The sequence below is a fragment of the Pseudomonas sp. WJP1 genome (assembly GCF_028471945.1).
Classification (GTDB): domain Bacteria; phylum Pseudomonadota; class Gammaproteobacteria; order Pseudomonadales; family Pseudomonadaceae; genus Aquipseudomonas.
In genome coordinates, this window is sequence record NZ_CP110128.1 from 6,275,182 (window position 1) to 6,295,798 (window position 20,617).

The window sequence follows — 20,617 nt, forward strand, 5'->3', positions numbered from 1 at the left end:
CAATGTGGTCCCTTGGCGCCTGGCGACGCCGGCGCATCCTGGCCAAGCACCCGATAGCCGACGACATGTGGCAGCGGGTGCGCCATCACCTGCGTTTTCTGGATGGCATCAGTGCCGCCGAAGACCAGTGGCTGCGCGAAGCCTGCGTACTCTTTCTGCAGGACAAGCACCTGACCGCCCTGCCCGGGGTAGAGCTGCATCAGGAACAACGCCTGCTGCTCGCCGCCCAGGCGCAACTGCCGCTGCTGCATCTGGGTGACCTGAACTGGTATCAGGGCTTTCACGAAATCATTCTCTACCCCGACGACTTCCTCAGCCCCCAGCGCCATCGTGACGCCAGTGGGGTCGAACACGAATGGGATGGCGAGCACAGCGGCGAAGCCTGGCAGCAAGGGCCGATCATCCTGGCCTGGCCCGGCGTCATGGCCAGCGGCGGCTGGGAAGGCTACAACCTGGTGATCCACGAACTGGCGCACAAGCTCGACATGCTCAATGGCGACGCCAACGGCCTGCCCCCGCTGCACACGGACATGCGGGTCAGCGACTGGGCCAGGGTCATGCAGCAAGCCTACGATGACCTCGACCGCCAACTGGAGCGCAACCCGGACGCCGAGTCCGCCATCGATCCGTACGCCGCGGAAAACCCGGCCGAGTTCTTCGCCGTCACCAGCGAATACTTCTTCAGTGCCCCGGATTTGCTGCACGAGGCTTATCCACAGGTCTACGGGCAACTCAAGCTGTTCTATCGCCAGGATCCACTGGCAAGGCTGCGGCAACTTCTGGCCGAAAACCCGGTCTATCAGGCACACGACTAAGGTCTACACGACTTCTGGTACGTGGCGTCGCCGTAGGAATATGCCTATAATCGCCGCCACTTTTTGGTCAATCCGGCCAAGTGTTTCTGGTCAACTAACGGGGGCAACGCCCAATGAGCTACAGCAAGATTCCGGCTGGCAAAGACCTGCCGAACGACATCTACGTCGCGATCGAGATTCCGGCCAACCACGCGCCGATCAAGTACGAAATCGACAAAGACAGCGATTGCCTGTTCGTTGACCGTTTCATGGCCACCCCAATGTTCTACCCGGCCAACTACGGTTACATCCCGAACACCCTGGCTGACGACGGTGATCCCCTGGACGTGCTGGTCGTAACCCCTTACCCGGTTGCTCCAGGTTCCGTGATCCGCGCCCGTCCGGTCGGCATCCTGAACATGACCGACGACGGCGGCGGCGATGCCAAAGTCATCGCTGTACCACACGACAAGCTGTCCCAGCTGTACGTCGACGTGAAGGAATACACCGATCTGCCAGCCCTGCTGATCCAGCAGATCGAGCACTTCTTCGCGAACTACAAAGATCTCGAAAAAGGCAAATGGGTGAAGATCGAAGGCTGGGCCGGTGCAGATGCCGCCCGCGACGCGATCACCAAGTCGGTTGCCGCCTATAAAGGCTAAGAGCAGCTGCAGGCCTTGAGCCACCCGCTTCAAGAAGAACCCCGGTTATCCGGGGTTTTTTTTGGACGCCTGTAAAGCCGATTTAAACAATTCGTTTATCTCGCTGCATTCCCAGGTTTTCATGTTTATTTTTTACCCAACACGTCTCACATCCAGTCGTAAATTTCCCGCGAAATTTGAACGAGTCGTTTATTCAAAGCCCTGACCGGCGCCAGTAGACTCCCGTTCATGAAAAAGAACACTAGCGGCCCCCGGTTTAAAGCGCTCCTTGAAGCAGCGAACATCACGACAACAGGATTTGCCGAATTCCTGGATACGGCTCCGCAAAATGTACACAACTGGTACACCCGCGGTGTCCCCGCCCATTGCATGGAAGAAGTCGCCAGGAAACTCTCGGTCAACAGCGAGTGGCTGAAAACCGGCGAAGGCTCGAAAGACGCCAGGCACCTGCGCCTGGTCGACGACACCGGCTACACCTTCGACGCCCAGGCGATCCGTGGCATCTACACGGTGGTTGAACCCACCGACATCGAATTGCCCTTCTACAAGGAAGTGATCACGGCCCCCGGCTCCAACAAGACCCACGTCATCGAAGACCGTGAACAATGCCTGCGCCTGCCCCGCAGCCACCTCGACTCCCTGGAAATCAATCACACCGACGCCATCGCCGCCGCCATGATCGGCAACAGCATGGCCGAGAAAATCGATGATGGCTCCACCCTCGCGATCGATCGCGGGCTGACCCAGATTATCGATGGCGAAATCTACGCGATCGAACATGACGGCATGTTGCGCATCAAATACCTGCACCGACTGCCGGGCAACTCCCTGCGCTTGCGCAGCCATAACCGCGCGGATTACCCGGACGAAATCTTCAGGCCCGCACAAATTGAAGAACAGAACATCAGGGTACTGGGCTGGGTGTTCTGGTGGTCGACCCTGAATAAACGACGGCCACCGCTACCGTTCCTGTAACACCGAGGCTTCGTCAAACGGGCAAAAATCACTCTCGATAGGGCATATCCCTGTAGGAGCGAGGCTTGCCCGCGAATGCGCCAGTCAATTCACCAAAGAAACCCATCCAGATACGTTACCCAAGCCCCCAGACACCCCATCTCACACACCAAGCTGGGAATTGTGCAAAAAAATCAGTATGCTGCGCCCCACATTTGCGCATCGACCCGCCAAGCGGCCCTGATCGCACCGACAAGGCAGATGACTTTCTCGCCAAGTCCCACAGCCGGACGCAAGATCCGGGTGTACGTTTTGAAGGCTGGCGCGGTTTACCAAAAATGAACCAAGCCAGTCCCCGAGAAGCCGGCCACAAGCCGGCTTTTTAATGCCTGGAAGCCACGCAGAATGCAGGCTTGATACAAAACATCATCTTTGACCCACACTTTGACCCACACCCAAGCGCTGGATTAGCCTCGACTCCATCAACTCCCTCCCTGTGACCCATACGATCTGTGTTGTCTCAGGCTCTAATGCTTAATTGCATCAGCTTGACACCATGACGAAAAAAAGCGCCGCTGTGGCAGCCCGATAGGTACTCCCTTTGGCGCGTTGCTGCCGGTAGTAAGCTCCAACCCAAAAGGATTTATTGATGGTCTGATCCACCTGGGATTGGGGGTGGCACTTGGCGGCAAAAACTACTCTCCCCTCTGAATTTATGGTTATCAGAATGCAACGCACATAAAACTAAAATAGGGTAACGTTCGTGCTCTAATGGTTGGCATGTGTTATCCCTCAGCAGTAAGCACAAGCATTCGCTAACCCAAACGAGCCAGCCAGGATGTCGAACGAACAGGTTGCAGATCTAACCCAGCCACAACGCGATCGACTCGCGTTCGTGGAATTGCGCGTGCGCTTCAGTGGGGAAATACGCCGCCAGGACTTGGTCACGCGGTTTGGTATCCAGTCCGCCGCCGCATCCAGGGATCTAGCGCTGTACAAGGAGCTGGCCTCCGGCAACATCGACTACGACTCCAAAGGCAAGTCCTACGTCCTCGGGCCGGATTTCCAGTCGGTCTTCGACTTCCCCCCGGGGCGGGTGTTGTCGTGGCTGACTCAGGGTTTTGGTGACGGCGAACCGATGCGGCTCAAGGCGTGGGTGGTCAGCGAGAGCCCGTCCCGGCTCGCCCTCCCGGATCTGGATGTGCTGGCGAGCGTGACCCGTGCGATCCACCATGCGTGTCCACTTAGCATTGAGTACCACTCCATCTCCAGTGGCCGCACCGAGCGAGAGATCGTCCCGTTCGCACTTATCGACAATGGCCTACGCTGGCACGTCCGCGCCTTCGACCGGAAGTCCCAAGAGTTCCGGGATTTCGTCATTACCCGGATCTCACACGCCGTCGTGCTCAAGGGGCAGCTAGTTGCGGCCTTTGAGATGAGCAATCAAGACATCCAGTGGACCCGGATCGTCGAGCTGGAACTTGTACCGCATCCAGACCTGCCCCGGCCGGAGATCACCGAGATGGACTACAGCATGGATGGTGGCGTGCTGCGGATAAAGCTTCGTGCTGCTACAGCCGGGTACATCCTGCGCCAATGGAGTGTGGACTGCTCGCCAGACCACAGCCTGCGAGGCCACGAATATCGACTCTGGCTGAAGGATCATCTAGCGCTCTACGGCGTAAAGAACGCAATGTTGGCCCCTGGTTACCGATCACCCGACGCACAAAACATGATGGGCAAGGCTGACTGATGCGCCGCGCCAATACAGAACAACCGACTTTGACTGGATTCCCTACATGCCCTTAACCCTGCCACAGCTGGAGCGCCATCTCTTCAAAGCCGCCGACATCCTGCGCGGCAAGATGGACGCCTCCGAGTTCAAGGAATACATCTTCGGGATGCTGTTCCTCAAGCGCTGCTCCGACGTCTTTGACCAGCACCGCGAGAAGATCATCAAGGAGGAGCTGGCGGCCGGCTTGAGCGAGGCGGAGGCCATCGAGAGCGCCAACCAGAAAGACTGGTACATGGAGGAAGGCTCCTTTTGGGTGCCACCCCAGTCGCGCTACGAGTACCTGCTTAACGAGGCCCACCAGAACATCGGTGACTTCCTGAACAAGGCGCTTGCCGGTCTGGAGACAGGCAACACCAGTCTCTACGACGTGCTCGAGCACATCAACTTCACCCGCAAGGTCGGCCAGAGCAAGATCCCCGACATCAAGCTGCGCTCGCTGATAAACCACTTCAGCCTGCACCGACTGCGCAACGAAGACTTTGAGTTCCCGGATTTGCTGGGCGCTGCCTACGAGTACCTGATCGGCGACTTCGCCGACTCCGCCGGTAAGAAAGGCGGCGAGTTCTACACGCCGCGCTCGGTGGTGCGGATGATGGTTCGCCTAATCAAACCGGAGTTGAAACACCACATCTACGACCCCTGCTGTGGCTCGGGCGGCATGCTGATCTCCGCCAAGGAATACATCGATGAGCAAGGCCAGGAGGGGCGCAAGGCAAACCTCTACGGGCAAGAGGCCAACGGCACGGTGTGGTCCATCGCCAAGATGAACATGCTGCTGCATGGCATCAGCACCGCTGACCTGCACAACGAAGACACCCTGGCCAAGCCCCAGCACGTCAAAGGTGGAGAGTTGCGACGCTTTGACCGCATCCTCACCAATCCACCGTTCTCCATTCCCTGGGGCACGACCGACAAAGACCAGAGCGGCCAGTCCGCCTGGGCACCGGAGTTCCGCGCCGAACGTTTCAACTACGGCGAGGTGCCGCTGGGGGCCAAGAAGGCCGACATGATGTTCCTGCAGCACATGGTCGCGGTGCTAGCCGATGGCGGGCAAATTGCCACCGTCATGCCGCACGGGGTGCTGTTCCGGGGCGGCGAGGAGCGAACCATCCGCGCCGGCATGATCGAAGAGGACCTGCTGGAAGCCGTCATCGGCGTGGCGCCCAACCTGTTCTATGGCACGAACATCCCGGCGTGCATCCTGGTGCTGAGACAGCAGGTGCAAAACGGCGCGGAACGGGTCAGCGGCAAGCCGAAGGAGCGCCAGGGTAAGGTGCTGTTCATCAACGCCGACCGCGAATACTTTGAGGGTCGGGCGCAGAGCTTTCTGATGCCTGAGCACATCGAGAAGATCGTCACCACCTTTGAGGCCTTCAAAAAGGAGCCGGGCTTCTCGGCCATCGTGGACACCGCCACGCTCAAGGCCAACGGCTACAACCTCAACATTCGCCGTTATGCCGACAACGCCCCGCCGCCCGAGCCGCATGACGTGCGCGCCCATCTGCTGGGTGGCGTCCCCAAGGCCGAAGTGGCACATCCGAACAAGAAGGCCCTATTCGACGCGCACGGCCTGAACCCGATGGACATCTTCGTCGAGCGGGACGGTACCAACTACGACTTCAAACCCAGCTTCACATCAAAGACCGAGCTCAAACCCGCCATCGAGTCCAACGTTGGGCTGCAGGCCAAGGAAGCCGCCATCCGCGCCGCCTTCGAAGCTTGGTGGGCGGCCCATAGCCAGCGCATCACCGATCTGGCGGGGGCACATAGCTTCGTGGCGCTGCGCAACGAGCTGCTGGCCAGCTTCAGCGGCTCACTGGAACAAATTGGGCTGCTCGACCCCTTCCAGGTGCGTGGCATCGTGGCCGGATTCTGGAACCAGACCAAGTACGACTTCCTCACCCTGATGGCACGCGGCTCGCATGGCGTGGTCGATGCGTGGCGCACCAGCATCGTCACTGCGCTGGAAGACAAGACCAAGAAGGAAAGCCCACTGGAACACAAGCTGGTCAAGTTCCTGATGGGCAACTTCGTCGATGAGATCGAGGAGCTGGAAGCCAAGAAGGTCGAGCTCGAGGCCCAGATTAAGGCCAACGACGCGAGCGAAGAGGAAAGCGGCAAAGACCCTGAAGCCGCCGAGGCCGAGGACGACGATGCCGTGGATGAGGCCCAGCTCAGGGCCCAGAAGAAGGATCTTGAGGCCAAGATCAAAGAAATCGCTCGGGTCGTGAAGGCGATTGAGAAAGACAAAAAGGCCAACGCCAGTGCCCTGATGAAGCTCCACAAGCCCAAGACGCAGCAGGCGAACGCTGCCGAGATCGCCACCCTGCGGACCGAGATTGCTGCGCAGGACGCAGAACTGCTCATCCAGGCTGAAAAGCAGCAAGCCATTGAGGCGACGCTCAAGCCCATCCTCGACCAGCTTGCGGTGTTCGACGAGCTGCGCAACGCCCTCAAGGACGTGAAGAAGGAGCTGGCCGACCGCAAGAAGGTCTTCGCCGACCACCTCAACTCGGCAGTTGACGGTCTTGCGCCCGAGGACGCCGCCAAGCTGCTGCTCACCATCTTGCACGACGACATGAAGCGGATCGTGGAGCGCTACGTCACCGGCCAGCGTCAACTCATCGTGGCGGCCTTCGAGAACTGGTGGGACAAGTACAAGGTGACGCTGACCGAGATTGAGCAGGATCGCGACATAGCTGCGAATCAGTTGCAGCAGTTCCTGAAGGGGCTCGGCTATGTCTGACTCGGTTATTGATATCCCCAACGAGGCTGGATGGCCGGAGCGCACTTTGGAACGTATGTGCTCAACAATCTCAAGGGGAACAGCGCCGGTCTATGTCGAACATAGCGATGTGCTGGCAATTGGCCAACGGTGTGTCACCGTGCTTGGATTTGATCCTGCCTTTGCGAGGCCACACTCAAGTCATGCAATGGGCAATGTACTGAAGCCAGAAGTCGGCGATGTACTTCTCAATTCTACGGGCACCGGAACGATTGGCCGATCCTGCGTCTTTGATAGCTCGAAGGACTTCATCGTCGACGGCCACATTACGTTGTTGCGCTCCGCGCCAAATCAGTTTCGAGGTGAATGGCTTGATGCCGTTCTCAGAACGTCTTGGGCCCAAAACCATCTTGAGCGGTTCTGTTACGCTGGGTCAACCAATCAGGTCGAGTTGAGCCGGACGGAACTCGCAGCGACTTCGCTTCCTGTTCCAAGTATTGAAGAGCAAAACGACTTCTTAAGAATATTCCATACTCTTGATGGCGCAATCCGCAAGACTGAGGCCATCGTCGAGAAGCTGAAGCAGGTCAAGCAGGGCTTGCTTCATGACCTGCTGACGCGAGGTGTGGATGCCAATGGCGAATTGCGCCCGGGCCATGATCAGGCACCCCACCTCTACCAAGAATCCAGGTTGGGCTGGATACCCAAGGACTGGACTCTGCGATCTGTCGCCTCGCTTGGTGAAATCAGATCCGGAAGTACTCCCTCACGCGGAAAGGCCGACCGCTACTTTCACCCGGAAGGAACGCCGTGGGTAAAGACGCTTGATCTGAACGAAGACATCATCCGCAAGACAGATGAATGCATCACGGTCGCAGCACTCCGGGAGAGCTCCTGCTCGATTCTGCTGGCGGACTCAGTCTTGATCGCAATGTACGGTGGGTGGGAGCAGATTGGACGAACGGCAATGCTGGGGGTTCCTGCGGCGACAAACCAGGCAATCAGCACCGTGACGATCAACGACCCTGACGTTGTGCCCGAGTACGTGCTACGTGCGCTTCAACATGGACGGCCGAGGTGGAAGCGAGTTGCGGCCAGTACGCGGAAAGATCCGAACATCACAAAAGTAGACGTCGAGACGTTTGAACTGCCCATGCCGTCGACCAGGGATGAGCAGATTGCAATTGTCAGTCGCTTTCGCGCCCTGTTGACCAGGCTTGCGGTTGAGCAACTTGAGCTTCACAAGCGCCAGAAAGAGAAAGCGGGGGTCATTGACGACCTCCTCACCGGCCGCGTCCGTGTCACGCCCTTGATGGCGCCATAAGAAGAAGGGTCAGACCATGGGATGGGAACTCAAAGACGTCGAAAGGCCGTTCGTCGAGCAACTGGAAGGCCTGGGGTGGACGCACATCGCGGGCAGCATCGATGACCCCGCTGTCACCGGCCGTGCGAACTTCACCGAGGTGATCCAGGAAGGCGTGCTACGCGCCAAGCTGACAGAGATCAATCTGCGCGAGGTGAATGGCGCATTCGAACCCTGGCTGGACGAGGGTCGCATCTCCGAAGCGGTCGCTGCGATCACGCGCATTGCGCGGCCCAAGCTCATCGAAGCCAACCAGGCCGCAACGGAGTTGCTGCTGCTGGGCATCACGGTCGACGGCCTGCCGGGCTGGGATGGCGGGCGTGGCCAGACCATCCGCTTCATCGACTGGGACACGCCCGAGAACAACACCTTCACGGTCGTCAATCAATTCCGCGTGGATTGCCCACCCGGCTACAACAGCGGTAAGGCCTTCATCGTGCCGGACCTGGTGCTGCTAGTGAACGGCATTCCACTGGTGGTGGTGGAGTGCAAGAGCCCGTCCTTCCCAGAGCCGCTGAGCGAAGCCATCGACCAGTTGCGCCGGTACAGCAACCAGCGGCATGCCAACTACGAGGTGGAAGACAACGAGGGGAACGAGCCACTGTTTTTCACCAACCAGCTGCTAATCGCCACCAGCTTCGACGAGGCGCGCGTAGGCACCATCGGCGGCCTGTTCGAACACTTCGCCCGCTGGAAGACCGTGACCCCAGCCCGCGAAGAGGACATTGCCGCCACCCTGGGGGTGGCCGCACTGTCCGAGCAGCAGCGCTTGGTGGCTGGCATGCTCAACAAGGCGAACCTGCTGAACATTGTGCGTCACTTCACCCTGTTCATGCAGGCCGGTGGGCAGATCATCAAGGTGGCGTGTCGCTATCAACAGTTCCGCGCGGTGAACAAGGCGATCGAACGCCTGCAGTGCGGCAAAACCCGTCTGCAGGATGGCGAGTATGACCGGCGCGGTGGCGTGATCTGGCACACCCAGGGTTCGGGCAAGTCGCTGACCATGGTGTTCCTGGTGCGCAAGCTGCGCACCAACGCCGTCCTGCGCCGCTTCAAAGTGGTGGTGGTGACCGACCGCAAAGACCTGCAGGACCAGCTCAGCGCTACGGCGACGCTGACCGGCGAAGTGGTGGAAGTGGCCACATCAACGGTGGCAGTGCAGAAGCTGGTGCGCCGCAAGGGCCCAGGGCTGCTGTTTGCCACGATTCAGAAGTACCGTGATCCAGATGCCGCCGGTGAGCCAGGTCTGACCGAGGACGACATCCCGGAGGGCTGGCAAGACGGGCAGATGGCGGTGAGGGAGCCTACGGCGGTAGCCTATGTAGCCAAGCCAGCCGCCAAGACCTTCGAGGTGTTGAACGAGGACGAAACCATTCTCGTGCTCGTCGACGAGGCACACCGAACCCAGGCGGGTGACTTGCACGCCAACCTGCTGGCCGGGCTGCCCAACTGCGCGCGCATCGGCTTCACCGGCACGCCGATCATCATGGGTGACAAGAAGCGCACCCACGAGATCTTCGGCGAGTTCATCGACCGCTACACGATCAAAGAGGCCGAGGAAGACGGCGCGACCGTGCCAGTGCTGTACGAGGGGCGTACCGCGCAAGGTGCCGTCAAGGACGGGGCCAGTCTGGACGAGCTGTTCGAGGACTTGTTCCGCGAGCGCAGCGCCGAGGAGCTGGAGGCGATCAAGCAGAAGTACGCCACCAAGGGACCGGTCTTCGACGCCCCGCTGCTGATCGCGGACAAGGCGCGCGACATGCTGCGGCACTACTTGACCAACATCCTGCCCAACGGCTACAAGGCGCAGGTGGTGGCCTACAGTCGTTTAGCGGCGGTACGTTACGTGGCTGCATTTGAAGCCGCGCGCGCTGAACTACTAGCCGAGGCCGAGGTACTTCCGCCCGAAGACAAGGCGCTGGACGACGAATCCTTGTGTCAGCGGCCGCCCAAGGTGCAGGCCATCGTGCAGGCTTGGCGCTACCGCGACACCCTGACGAACATCGAATTCGCGGCGGTGATCTCCAGTGGCAACAACGACGATTCGGCCTGGAAGCAATGGACGGACTTGGCAGCCAACGAGACGCGGATCAAGCGCTTCAAGAAGCCGCTGTTCCACGCCAAGCCACAGAAGACCGATCCGCTGGCCTTCCTGGTTGTGAAGTCGATGCTGTTGACCGGCTTTGATGCGCCGATTGAAGGCGTGATGTACCTCGACCGCCCGATCCGTGAGGCCGAGTTGCTGCAGGCCATTGCCCGCGTAAACCGCACTGGGTTCGGCAAGCGCTGCGGCATCGTGGTGGACTACTACGGCGTCGCCCAGCACCTGAAAGAAGCACTGGCGGCCTACTCCGATGAGGACATCCAGGGTGCCCTGCAGAGCCTGAAAGACGAAGTGCCGGCACTGCGCGACCGACACCTGCGTGTGGTGGACCTGTTCCACAGCCGCGACATCGAGTCACTCGAAGACGTTGAGACCTGCGTTGAAGTGCTTGCAGACGAACGGCTACGAGCTGAGTTCACCGTCAAGCTCAAGCAGTTCCTAGGTTCGCTGGACATGGTGTTGCCGCGCCCTGAGGGCCTGCCCTTCTCAAAGGATGCTAAGACTCTCTCGTACATCTACGCCCGAGCCCGCAACCGCTACAAGGACACGCCGGTTCTAGGCAAGGACGTAGGCGCCAAGGTCCGCAAGCTGATCGACGACCATGTGATTTCGCTGGGTGTCGATCCCAAGATTCCGCCGATTGCGTTGACTGACGCGGAGTTCGACACGCATCTGTCGCGCCAGGCGAATGACCGCGCCAAGGCGTCTGAGATGGAACACGCCATTCGCTCTCACATCCGCAAACATCTGGATGAGGACCCGGTGCTGTTTCGCAAGCTCAGTGAGCGACTGAACGAGATCCTTAAGACGCTGGCGGATCAGTGGGATGACCTAATTGCGGCGCTGCAGAAAATCATCAGCGACATGCGCGCGGGTGCCTCCAGCGATGACGTAGGCCTGCCTGACATGCCTGAACACTACGTGCCCTTCCTGCGCATACTGCTGGAGGCCGTGGTGGGTACCGAGCGCCCGAGTGATGAGCAGTTGCTGAAGATCCGCGACCTGACCGTGGAGCTGGTCGACATGGTTGCTGGCGAACTGACTGACACCTTCTGGGAGCCGCACAAGCGGCCAGCGCAAGACGCTTTGGGGGCGCGCATCTTCAGAACGCTCCGCACATCCCGTCTGGTTGCGCCTGGTGATGTATCCGCCCTGAAAGATCGCGTGCTGGAATTGGCCCGCGCCAACCATGAGAGGCTGACCAAGGCATGAGCGTGCTGACCGTAGACGACCTCTCCTTCGAGCTTAAACCCAGCAGTCGGCGCAGAACGCTGCAGATCACCGTGGATCGCAGCGGTGAGTTGGTGCTTTCGGCACCGCCGGATGTCGAAGAGGAACGTCTGCGCGAGTTCGTCCTTGAGAAACGCTTCTGGATCTACACCAAGCTGGCACAGAAGGATCGACTGCAAAAGGCGGTTCCGACCAAGAGCTACGTCGATGGTGAGGGCTTTCTGTACCTGGGTCGCAGCTACCGACTGCGATTGGTGGATGAGCAGGACACGGCTTTAAAACTGCTGAATGGCCGCTTCATGTTGCGCCGCGACCTGGTCGAGACCGCACGGGCCCATTTGGTTCAGTGGTACAGCGCCCGGGCCAAGCTTTGGCTGTGGGACAAGGTGCAGGACTACGTGGCACGCATGGAGGTCCGACCCGTTGGTGTGAAGGTGCAGGATTTGGGCTACCGCTGGGGATCATGCGGCAAAGGCGACTGGTTGTACTTCCACTGGAAGACCATCCTGTTGCCCCCGCGCATTGCCGAATACGTAGTGGTTCATGAACTGGCGCACCTGCATCAACCGCATCACACGCCAGAGTTCTGGCAGCGGGTCGAACGCGCTTTGCCCGATTTCGAGCGGCGAAAGATCTGGCTGGCAGAACATGGCATAGACGTAGAAGGGATTTGAGACGATGGCGCAGAACTATTTCAACAATGACCATTTCAAGCTGCTGAACAAGTGGAAGGGGACGGTCTATGACAAGACCAACCCGGAGCAGCAGCGCGTCTACGAGGAGCTGGGGAAGGCATACGACGTCACCAAGCAGTGGGCAGATGCGCTGCAAGAGCAACTTTTTACGGGTGGGTGGACCAAGACCGTTCGCAAACCCACAGATCAGTGGCAGAAGAAATTCATTCCCTACAACTGGGCCCGGATCTACCCGTCAAATAACGCACCTGAGGGGCTGGCTTACACCGTAGGAATCGATGCCGACCTTGGTTTTGTCGTCAAAATTGATCTCGTAGATATCAAGGTCAATGACCCGGTATTGCGCAAGAAGTACGAGCAGATTCGAGGGCCGCTGAAGTCTTCGCCCATTGTGGCCATCAAGTCTGCCGACGACGGCCTCGCACTTGATTTTACTGCGCTGGTCGACTGGAGCGCGGAGGCTATCAAGAATTTCAAAATCAGCTACGACGATCTGGCTGATCAGTTGGAGCTGTCTGCTGATGCCGACAACGAAAGCCTGCTGACGCACTTCCAGGGGCACGAGGATTTCGTCGAACGCCAACCACTGTGGACCGCCACGACGACAGAGCTATTCGGGCGACTTGCCCGTGCAGTCAACGAAATGGGGTTGGACTGGTGGTTCACTCGGTCCACCAACAGCCAGCTACGCTTCGGACGTAAGGAAAAGGGAGCGATCAAAGGCGGGCCAGTCGGATGGCTGTTCTTGCGCAAAGATAGCATCCGGGTCAGTTGGTCTGCCTTTGCTGGCCTGGATGAGCTTGAGCAAACCGATCTCACCAACGAGCTGGTTCAGCTCTTCGAAGCTGCTGACAAAGATGAAGGCAGTTGGCCGGCCAAGCTCGGACCGCGCGCGGGGCGCAACGGCTACTGGCCCGATGACTACGACATTGAAGACGAGCCCAAAAGCGACAAGCCACCAAAAAACGTCATCTACTACGGCCCGCCCGGCACCGGCAAAACGTTCGACCTGCAAGCTCTGCTCGTGTCTGATTACACCGATGCCGAGTACGGCGAGCGCTACGAGTTCGTCACCTTCCATCAGTCCTACGGTTACGAGGAGTTTGTCGAGGGCCTGCGCCCCGTAATAACCAAGCGTGGCAAAAAGCGCGCGGCGGACTGTGAGCCTGCCGCCGCGTCAGATGGTGAGGTGCGCTACGAGATCAAACCTGGAGCCTTCTTGAGACTGTGTGACCGGGCGCGCATGAACCCGTCTCGGCAGTACGCGATGGTGATCGACGAGATCAATCGAGGGAATATCAGCAAGATCTTCGGCGAACTCATCACACTCGTGGAAGTGGACAAGCGTGAGGGTGCCAAGCATCCCGTCGCTGTGACGCTGCCCTACTCCGCAGAGAGTTTCAGCGCGCCTTCGAATGTTGATGTGATCGGGACCATGAACACAGCAGACCGATCATTGGCACTGGTCGACACCGCGCTTCGCCGTCGCTTCGAGTTCATTGAGTCAATGCCAAAGCCCTCGGTTCTGGCAGGCACCAGAGTCTCCCACAACGGCGTGGACATCAACATCGAGCAGTTGCTGACCATGCTGAACAAGCGGATCGAGGCCCTGTACGACCGTGACCACACGGTGGGGCATGCCTACTTCACGCGAATCAAAGATCTGCAAGAAGCCGATAGATTCAATGAGCTGAAGGCCGTATTCAAGAACAAGATCATTCCACTGCTGGAGGAGTATTTTTTCGAGGACTGGCAGAAGATTCGACTGGTCCTGGGGGATAACCAGAAGCCGAAGCATGAGCATCAGTTCGTGCATGAAATCAGCCGCGAAGAGGATCTACTGGCGCTCTTTGGCCGTGAGCACGAGCTGGATCAGTACGCGACTCGTTCTCGCTACCAATTGAACGCTGCTGCTCTTGATGAGCCAGACGCGTATGTCGGCATTTATTCAGTCAAATCTGACGTGACCGCCGTATGAATTCCCTGACGATCTTTGAGTTCGACAAGGTCGTCGAAGCAAAGGCCGGAGCGGTCGGGCTTGCTGTGCCAAAGCGTGTCTTCGCATGGCTAGACACACAGTCCCTAAGAAGTGATGAAGATGCCCCTGGCTGGCTCAAGCCGACCCAACTGAAGGGCCAGCGCGCTATTCAGGTTACCAGCTACGTCGGCGTTATTCGTGCCCCATGCGGATTCCAGATCGAGGTACTGCCAAAGACTGGAAGGAATACGTCACCTGATGAGGCGCGTGCACTCCTCATCGAGATGTTGAAGTGCCTGGCCGGGTTTCGACACATCAAAACAGCCAATGCAGACTTGGTCGCTGAACGCATGCCTCTCCTGGAGGTGTTCATCCGGCAATTCCTGTTGGCCGTCGGTTCGCTGATCAAGCGCGGGCTGCGCAGTGACTATGTCGCGCGACAGGACAACCTCTTTGCACTTCGTGGCCGGTTGTTAGTGGCGCGACAGATCTCCCAGAATTTGATCAGACGAGATCGGTTCTTCACCGAGCATGACGAGTTTTCACAGGACCGCGCAGAGAACCGACTGATTCACACGGCGCTTCGCCATGTGCTCACTCTGTGCCGATCGCAAGAGAGCCAGCGTGTCGCTCGCGAACTCGGTTTCGTCTTCACGGATGTTCCGATGTCAGTTGATGTTCCCTTAGATATTCAGCGGATCAGACTGGATCGAGGTATGGGCTATTACCAGTCTGCACTGGACTGGGCGAAGCTGATCCTGCAGGGCCTCAGTCCTATCTCTGGAATGGGAAAGCATCATGCCCCGTCGCTGCTGTTTCCTATGGAGGCGGTGTTCGAGGCCTATGTCGAGAAGCACTTGGCGAGGCAATTACGCGATGATTTCGTCCTGAAGGCACAGGCAAGCAGTCAGCACCTCGTTGAGCACGGCGATCAGCGATGGTTCCGCTTGAAGCCCGACCTGTTAGTAAAGCAGAAGCTAACCACACACTTGGTCCTGGACACGAAGTGGAAGCTGCTGGATTCGGCGAAGAAGAACGGGCGCGAGAAATACCAACTTAGCCAGGCAGACTTCTATCAGCTGTACGCCTATGGTCACCACTACCTGGATGGCACCGGGGACATCGTATTGATCTACCCGAAGACGGACGCTTTCAACGATCCACTGCCAGTTTTTGATTTTCCGAAAACCAATGGAATGCGGCTCTGGGTGCTGCCGTTCTGCCTGAAAAGTCGGCAGTTGATGCTTCCCACTTCACCTGCGCTCAATGACTTTTTTATCCGGTCGGTTAGCCTCTAATGAGTTTGAATGGCCTTCAAAGTCCACATCTGGGCTGATATGGGTATATATCCAGTTCTTTTTTGGTTCACCTCAGGTGCGACACATAAACGGATTCGATGGGACTGAAATAATGGTTTTTAGCGAATTGAGGAGGTTTTTTTGTTGCTGTAAGTCTGTGGTAGTCAAAATGATACATGGATGAGTATTTGGTTAAGTCCATCCTCGCGTTTTCGCGCCGGTGGGCTTCACCCAGCTCGATGCCAGCCAACTGGCTGCGGGCTTTCAAGTCGACGGGCATCAGGCTAAAGAAGTTGCCGATGCCCATGGACGGCTCCAGTAACTTGGCCCATTTATTACCCCCCCTCGCGCGCGCGCGTACTGGTCGAAAAATCATCAAAATTTCCCACGCTTTAGTGACTACGAAAATCATCCAACGATACGCTTAGGGAATTACTGAAACACGGTTCTGGAACCGAACCACGTCACGCTCAAGCTTCTCTTCGATAGCCAGACGCACGAACTCCGAACGGTTGCCCTTAGCGGGGTGCCCGCCCCCAAGGGGGTAACCAATAAGCTTGTCAATGATTTCCACGGTATCGCCCTCAACGGACACAATCAGGCGGATTTTGGGCTGATTCTTGAACAGACGGTTTTTGCTCATCGCCTACTCCTCGGTCTTAACTTTTCACATTCACCTGCGGCCGCATAATTCGAAAATTAGGCGGCATCTTGGGTGGGTTTTACTTTGCGCCGTTGCGTCGATGGTGTTCCGCGCTGCGCCGTTGATGATTGGCGCAATGGCGCAAGCATCGCCATGCGCTGCGCCGATGCGCTGAGGGGGTTATAGGGGGTGGCGCGGCGCACTTTAAACACTCGAAATTGGCACATTTTCGAGCGGAACTGCGGGCGGCTCTGACAGTTCGACCAGCTCCAAGCGCTCGCGAAATTTACGCTGTGGCGTCTTGTATTTGATGCGCTGTACACGCCCGATGCGGATCAACGCAGTAATGGCAAGTGCGGCGCGCTTACCTCCTGCTTTGCCACGGAAGACCCGGTTGTACTCTGGCAGTGATTCCAGCGCCTTCATTGCCGAGTGCGCGCCGGGGATCAAATTGGCCGGCACTTTGATACCTGCGTCATTGGCTGCCATAAAGACGCGAATGATTTCGGCGTGATCGAAGTTCTCAGTCGTCAGACCCTCTGCTTGAGTACCAGCCTCAGGCACGGGAACGCCATCCACGAACAAAAAAGCCATAGGCTCAGCACGCGCGCTAAGGTTAGCCTTCTCCTGTACAAGCAGAATGCGCCCCTCCTGCTCCATCAGAGCCAAACGCGAACGAGCGCTGTTGTGCCAGGCAGTCGAACCACTGTAGTTGTTACCGCGTGCACCATCCCTGGCAGCGCTCTTATCGATATGCGCCAGCAGAACCACGGCAGCATTGTGCTTGCGGGCAATGTCGGCCAGACCACGCACAAAAGCACGTACCATGCGGCGGCTGTTTTCGTTCGCATCGAACGCATCAGAAGCGTTGTCGATCACGATCAACCCCGCACCATGAGCACCCGCTTCCAGCTCCCGGTATGCCTGGGTGAAAACGGGTTGCGCGCTGAAGCCATCGCCCTCTGTCATCAGAGCGGTGATGGTTTGCGTGCCGTCCAACAGGCGAAGGGAGGCAAGCACGCGCTCTGCGGGCAGCCCGTATGCCTCAATGATACTGCGCAAGCGCAGACGCACGATGCTGGCTTCATCCTCCAAGCTTACGAACAGCACGGGGGATTGCTCGACTTCCTGACCTGCGAAGGCAAGACCGCATGCAACATGCGCGCTGATAGCCAATGCGAGGCTCGACTTACCGATACCGCCATGCCCCCCGAACAAAGTCACATGACGGCGAGGCATCAACGGTTTCACGGCATAGCGCACAACATCCGGGCTGGCGCTCATAACGTCGTCCAACTTCACCTCGAGCAACGCAAGGCGTGGCGGTGTTGCGACGCTCCCCAGCTCTACAAGCTGATGATCCAACTGGTAGACTCGTTCGCGAGCCAGTGCCAGCCGTGCGGTGCTCTCTTCACTCAGGGCGCCGGCCTCAGCCTCTGCCTTTGCAATCTCGATAATCAAGCGCTCAGAATCGCGTTCGTGTTCCAGCTTGATGCGCCGGAACTCCCGGCGCTGGTCTTGGCTCATGTTCTCAGGGAACAGGTCTCGCATCTCCAAGCCAACCGCGCCCAGTACGTCACGGGGATCGCAGCCGGCAAAGCAGTGAACCAGTGCACGGCCATCCCTGGCCCGCGACAGGCTCAGGGATGGAGACTTGTCTTGATGTGCGGGGCATATAGCCATAAAGCTGTCGCCGTGTTGCTTGACACCTTTCATACGCGAAACCACCACGCTGAGTGGTTCACCGTGGTTGTGGATGGCGATTTTGCTCATGCGGCCTCCATGAACAGCCGATACAGAAGTGCTACAAACGTCAGCAGCACAGGCAGGCGGAGGGCGTACTCAAGGACCGACAAGACGCCGAAGAGGGTGATAAACTGGCCACGCGACGGGCTGCTCTGCTGGTGTGGGGGGCGGCTCTTTTTCATTCAGAGCACCTCGCCAACGTACACACCACCAGCCTTCGGGCTACCGAAACAGCCCGTAACGATGGGATCGGCAAACATCAGATACCAGCCGCTCAAACTGCCAGGCTCATCACCGGGGACGTGGAAGCGATGGATCTTGCCATCAGGAACTGGAAGGCAATCAAGTGGGCCATAAACGGCTTGCAGCGCATCAAGAAACAACAGGGAGTGGCCGTTTTTCATTATTGGCACTCCAACTGCTCGGAAATCCAGGCCTCGATCTCCAGCGAGTCCCAGCCAACAACATGCGCACCCGCGATGCGGCGGGCCTTCGGAAAGCGCCCCTCTTTCATCAAATTATAGATTTTGGAACGCCCCAGACCCGTTGCAAATTTCACGGTAGGGAGTCGCCAGATCATGCGCTGTTGGTGTTGGTTGGCGGACTGTTGGGCGTATTTTGGGTTGGTTTCTGCCATCGTCGTTTTCCTCTAAGGATTGACCCAGCTCGGGGTGGACGATGGCATTTCATATGGCGGTGACGCTGGCTCTAACCGGCCATAACGCGCTTTATGAGGGGAGTGCTGCCTAGCGGCCCCAACATCTCCAAGAGAGTGCCGTCAGGGTAGTGCTCAATCTCAGATTTGTTTTCCGCATGGGCTGCCTTGACCGCCTTGTCTCCTTTACCATCAGGAAACAAAAGATTCGCAGCGTCACCAATTGCGTCCTGCCAGAGAAAACCTTTTCGCATCAGCAACACCACACAAGCTGCCGCCGCCATATCGCGCTCCGTCGTGTCTTCACGGTCGTACCCACCTCTCCACAGCTTCAAACCAAATGCTTGGCACCCAGTTCTCTTGTCTTCCACAACTCTCGCGAATACCAAGGTCATATATTCGTGAAGAAAATCTCTGTCGTATGAATATCCGTTGCTCATGCGCTCATGAAGGTACTCAAGAATGTTTTGGGCCGCTTCCGGGTCATGGCCATTCTTGATGGAAGCTAATGCTGCGTTCAGGTCATCGCGCGTGACGTTTTCCCACTTCATCTCTTTCTCCTTTCCTAAAAGATATTGGCCATTGGCGTTGGCCATAATTTCCTCGCCAGCCTTACTTAAGCTCGCTTGAAGTCGCCTTGAATGACGCCGGTCGTCGACGGCATACAGATGAACTTCGCCCACTTCGTCATCAAGGCCCGGCGTTTCTCGACGAAATCGGATCGGGAGTAGGCAGCCTCGGTCTGATCACGCTCATCGTGGGCTAGCGCCAGCTCGCAGACTTCACGTGGAAATTGAGTGCATTCACTTGCCCAGTCACGGAAGCTCGACCGAAAACCATGACGGGTCACGTCATCATGCCCGAGGCCGTGCAACAGGTTGCGGATGGCGTTGGCATGCATAACGCCAGTCTTGCCTTGACCAGGGAATAGGTACGAGCTGTCCTCGCCACGCGGCAGGGCTTCCAGCAGCTCGACAACCTCTGGAGCCAACGGAATTTTGAAGGCCTGGCGCATTTTCATCCGCTCGGCAGGCAGCGACCAAATACCGGCCTTCAAGTCGAACTCCGACCATTTTGCAAAGCGGATCATGAGCGCGCGCGCACCAGTGAGGATGAGCAGTCGAGCCGCCACAGAGGCGCGAGATTCGTCCATCGCCAGCTTGACCATAAGTGTCGGCACATCCTTCCACTTCATCGCAGGGAAGTGCTGGCGCTGGCGAGCTTTTTTCTTTTCTGTCTTGCTCAGCAGGCTGTCCAGATGCCCGCGCCAACGTGCCGGATTGTCGCCCTCGCGCAGCTTGTGCGCCTTGGCGGCATCTAGGACCTGCTCGATTTGTCCACGCACCTCGTCGGCGGTGCGGGTCTTGGTTGCCCAGATGGGGCGAAGTACTTTCAGAACCTGCTCGGTCTGAATCTCAGCAGCAGGCAGCTTGCCGATAATGGGGAAGGCATACAGCTCGAGTTTTCGCAGCCAGCCTTTACGCCACTTTTCCGACCAAGTGGAACCATGAGCGCTCCGGTACTCGGTCGCAAGCGACTCAAAAGTCACACGACGCGATTGCGCTTGTCGATCGGCTTCGCGCTTCACTTCTCGCTCGAGATCACGGGCGGCCAGAGGGTCACTGCCAGCAGCCAAGACCTTGCGTTGATCTGCGGCCAGTTCGCGGGCCTTCGCAAGAGTGATGGTTGGATAAGGACCCAGGCCCATTTCACGGCCTTTGCCCTCAATCTTGTAGCGGAAAATCCAACTGGACACTCCGGCTTTGCTTATCTGGAAATACAGACCATCACCGTCGTTGGTTTTGCCTGCGCCTCCAGACCGGACAAGTGATTCGATTGCCTTGATTGTCAGCTTGCCCATAAAGTCCTCCCGTTCCGACCCACACTTTGACCCACACCCTAATCGCGGATTCTAGCAATTTGCTGTGGACATCTGAGGACTGATAGTAGGCGTAAAGCCCCGTAATATCTAGGC

Annotated in this window: 18 protein-coding genes; 10 read left to right on the forward strand and 8 right to left on the reverse strand. The window is 58.0% G+C overall.

Features of this window, described 5'->3' with window-relative positions:
* The first annotated feature begins 2 nt into the window (after positions 1 to 2).
* The 10 genes from OH720_RS28260 to OH720_RS28305 all read left to right on the forward strand — a co-directional run bounded on the left by OH720_RS28260 (position 3) and on the right by OH720_RS28305 (position 15,598).
* Entirely contained in the window at positions 3 to 815 is an 813-nt protein-coding gene (locus OH720_RS28260) for a zinc-dependent peptidase (RefSeq protein ID WP_272603691.1), read from the forward strand.
* A 113-nt stretch (positions 816 to 928) separates the two neighbouring features.
* Positions 929 to 1,456 (forward strand): inorganic diphosphatase, encoded by a 528-nt coding sequence (gene ppa, locus OH720_RS28265; protein WP_007894323.1) that lies wholly within the window; start codon positions 929 to 931, stop codon positions 1,454 to 1,456.
* A gap of 228 nt (positions 1,457 to 1,684) precedes the next feature.
* Positions 1,685 to 2,431, forward strand: a complete 747-nt coding sequence (locus OH720_RS28270; protein WP_272603692.1) for a S24 family peptidase — start codon at positions 1,685 to 1,687, stop codon at positions 2,429 to 2,431.
* A gap of 817 nt (positions 2,432 to 3,248) precedes the next feature.
* Complete coding sequence (locus tag OH720_RS28275) at positions 3,249 to 4,163, forward strand: WYL domain-containing protein (protein ID WP_272603693.1); 915 nt, start codon at positions 3,249 to 3,251, stop codon at positions 4,161 to 4,163.
* 46 nt (positions 4,164 to 4,209) lie between these two features.
* Positions 4,210 to 6,951, forward strand: a complete 2,742-nt coding sequence (locus tag OH720_RS28280; RefSeq protein WP_272603694.1) for a type I restriction-modification system subunit M — start codon at positions 4,210 to 4,212, stop codon at positions 6,949 to 6,951.
* The gene (locus OH720_RS28285) at positions 6,944 to 8,254 is read left to right on the forward strand and encodes a restriction endonuclease subunit S (protein ID WP_272603695.1); all 1,311 of its coding nucleotides are present in this window, start codon (positions 6,944 to 6,946) and stop codon (positions 8,252 to 8,254) included. Before OH720_RS28280 ends, OH720_RS28285 begins: the two co-directional genes overlap by 8 nt.
* A gap of 16 nt (positions 8,255 to 8,270) precedes the next feature.
* Positions 8,271 to 11,609 (forward strand): type I restriction endonuclease subunit R, encoded by a 3,339-nt coding sequence (locus tag OH720_RS28290; RefSeq protein WP_272603696.1) that lies wholly within the window; start codon positions 8,271 to 8,273, stop codon positions 11,607 to 11,609.
* Positions 11,606 to 12,301, forward strand: a complete 696-nt coding sequence (locus OH720_RS28295; RefSeq protein ID WP_272603697.1) for a M48 family metallopeptidase — start codon at positions 11,606 to 11,608, stop codon at positions 12,299 to 12,301. Before OH720_RS28290 ends, OH720_RS28295 begins: the two co-directional genes overlap by 4 nt.
* A 4-nt stretch (positions 12,302 to 12,305) precedes the next feature.
* Positions 12,306 to 14,300: an McrB family protein gene (locus OH720_RS28300; protein WP_272603698.1), complete on the forward strand. Its 1,995-nt coding sequence runs from the start codon at positions 12,306 to 12,308 to the stop codon at positions 14,298 to 14,300.
* Positions 14,297 to 15,598 carry an McrC family protein gene (locus OH720_RS28305; protein WP_272603699.1) on the forward strand — a complete coding sequence of 434 codons (1,302 nt, stop codon included), beginning with the start codon at positions 14,297 to 14,299 and terminating at the stop codon, positions 15,596 to 15,598. The genes OH720_RS28300 and OH720_RS28305 overlap by 4 nt, the downstream gene beginning before the upstream one ends.
* Positions 15,599 to 15,665: 67 nt before the next feature.
* Here the strand turns inward: OH720_RS28305 and OH720_RS28310 are convergent, their stop codons facing one another.
* The 8 genes from OH720_RS28310 to OH720_RS28345 all read right to left on the reverse strand — a co-directional run bounded on the left by OH720_RS28310 (position 15,666) and on the right by OH720_RS28345 (position 20,503).
* Positions 15,666 to 15,905 (reverse strand): hypothetical protein, encoded by a 240-nt coding sequence (locus tag OH720_RS28310; protein WP_272603700.1) that lies wholly within the window; start codon positions 15,903 to 15,905, stop codon positions 15,666 to 15,668.
* 117 nt (positions 15,906 to 16,022) lie between these two features.
* Positions 16,023 to 16,241, reverse strand: coding sequence for a hypothetical protein (locus OH720_RS28315; RefSeq protein ID WP_272603701.1), 219 nt, complete (start codon positions 16,239 to 16,241; stop codon positions 16,023 to 16,025).
* A 204-nt stretch (positions 16,242 to 16,445) separates the two neighbouring features.
* Positions 16,446 to 18,014: an AAA family ATPase gene (locus tag OH720_RS28320; RefSeq protein WP_272603702.1), complete on the reverse strand. Its 1,569-nt coding sequence runs from the start codon at positions 18,012 to 18,014 to the stop codon at positions 16,446 to 16,448.
* Positions 18,011 to 18,169, reverse strand: coding sequence for a hypothetical protein (locus OH720_RS28325; protein ID WP_272603703.1), 159 nt, complete (start codon positions 18,167 to 18,169; stop codon positions 18,011 to 18,013). Before OH720_RS28325 ends, OH720_RS28320 begins: the two co-directional genes overlap by 4 nt.
* Positions 18,170 to 18,391, reverse strand: a complete 222-nt coding sequence (locus OH720_RS28330) for a hypothetical protein (RefSeq protein ID WP_442967243.1) — start codon at positions 18,389 to 18,391, stop codon at positions 18,170 to 18,172.
* Entirely contained in the window at positions 18,391 to 18,624 is a 234-nt protein-coding gene (locus OH720_RS28335) for a helix-turn-helix transcriptional regulator (protein ID WP_442967244.1), read from the reverse strand. The genes OH720_RS28330 and OH720_RS28335 overlap by 1 nt, the downstream gene beginning before the upstream one ends.
* A gap of 71 nt (positions 18,625 to 18,695) precedes the next feature.
* A complete protein-coding gene (locus OH720_RS28340; protein ID WP_272603704.1) occupies positions 18,696 to 19,238 on the reverse strand; it encodes a hypothetical protein in 543 nt (180 codons plus the stop codon).
* A gap of 20 nt (positions 19,239 to 19,258) precedes the next feature.
* A complete protein-coding gene (locus OH720_RS28345) occupies positions 19,259 to 20,503 on the reverse strand; it encodes a tyrosine-type recombinase/integrase (RefSeq protein WP_272603705.1) in 1,245 nt (414 codons plus the stop codon).
* Positions 20,504 to 20,617 lie beyond the last annotated feature (114 nt).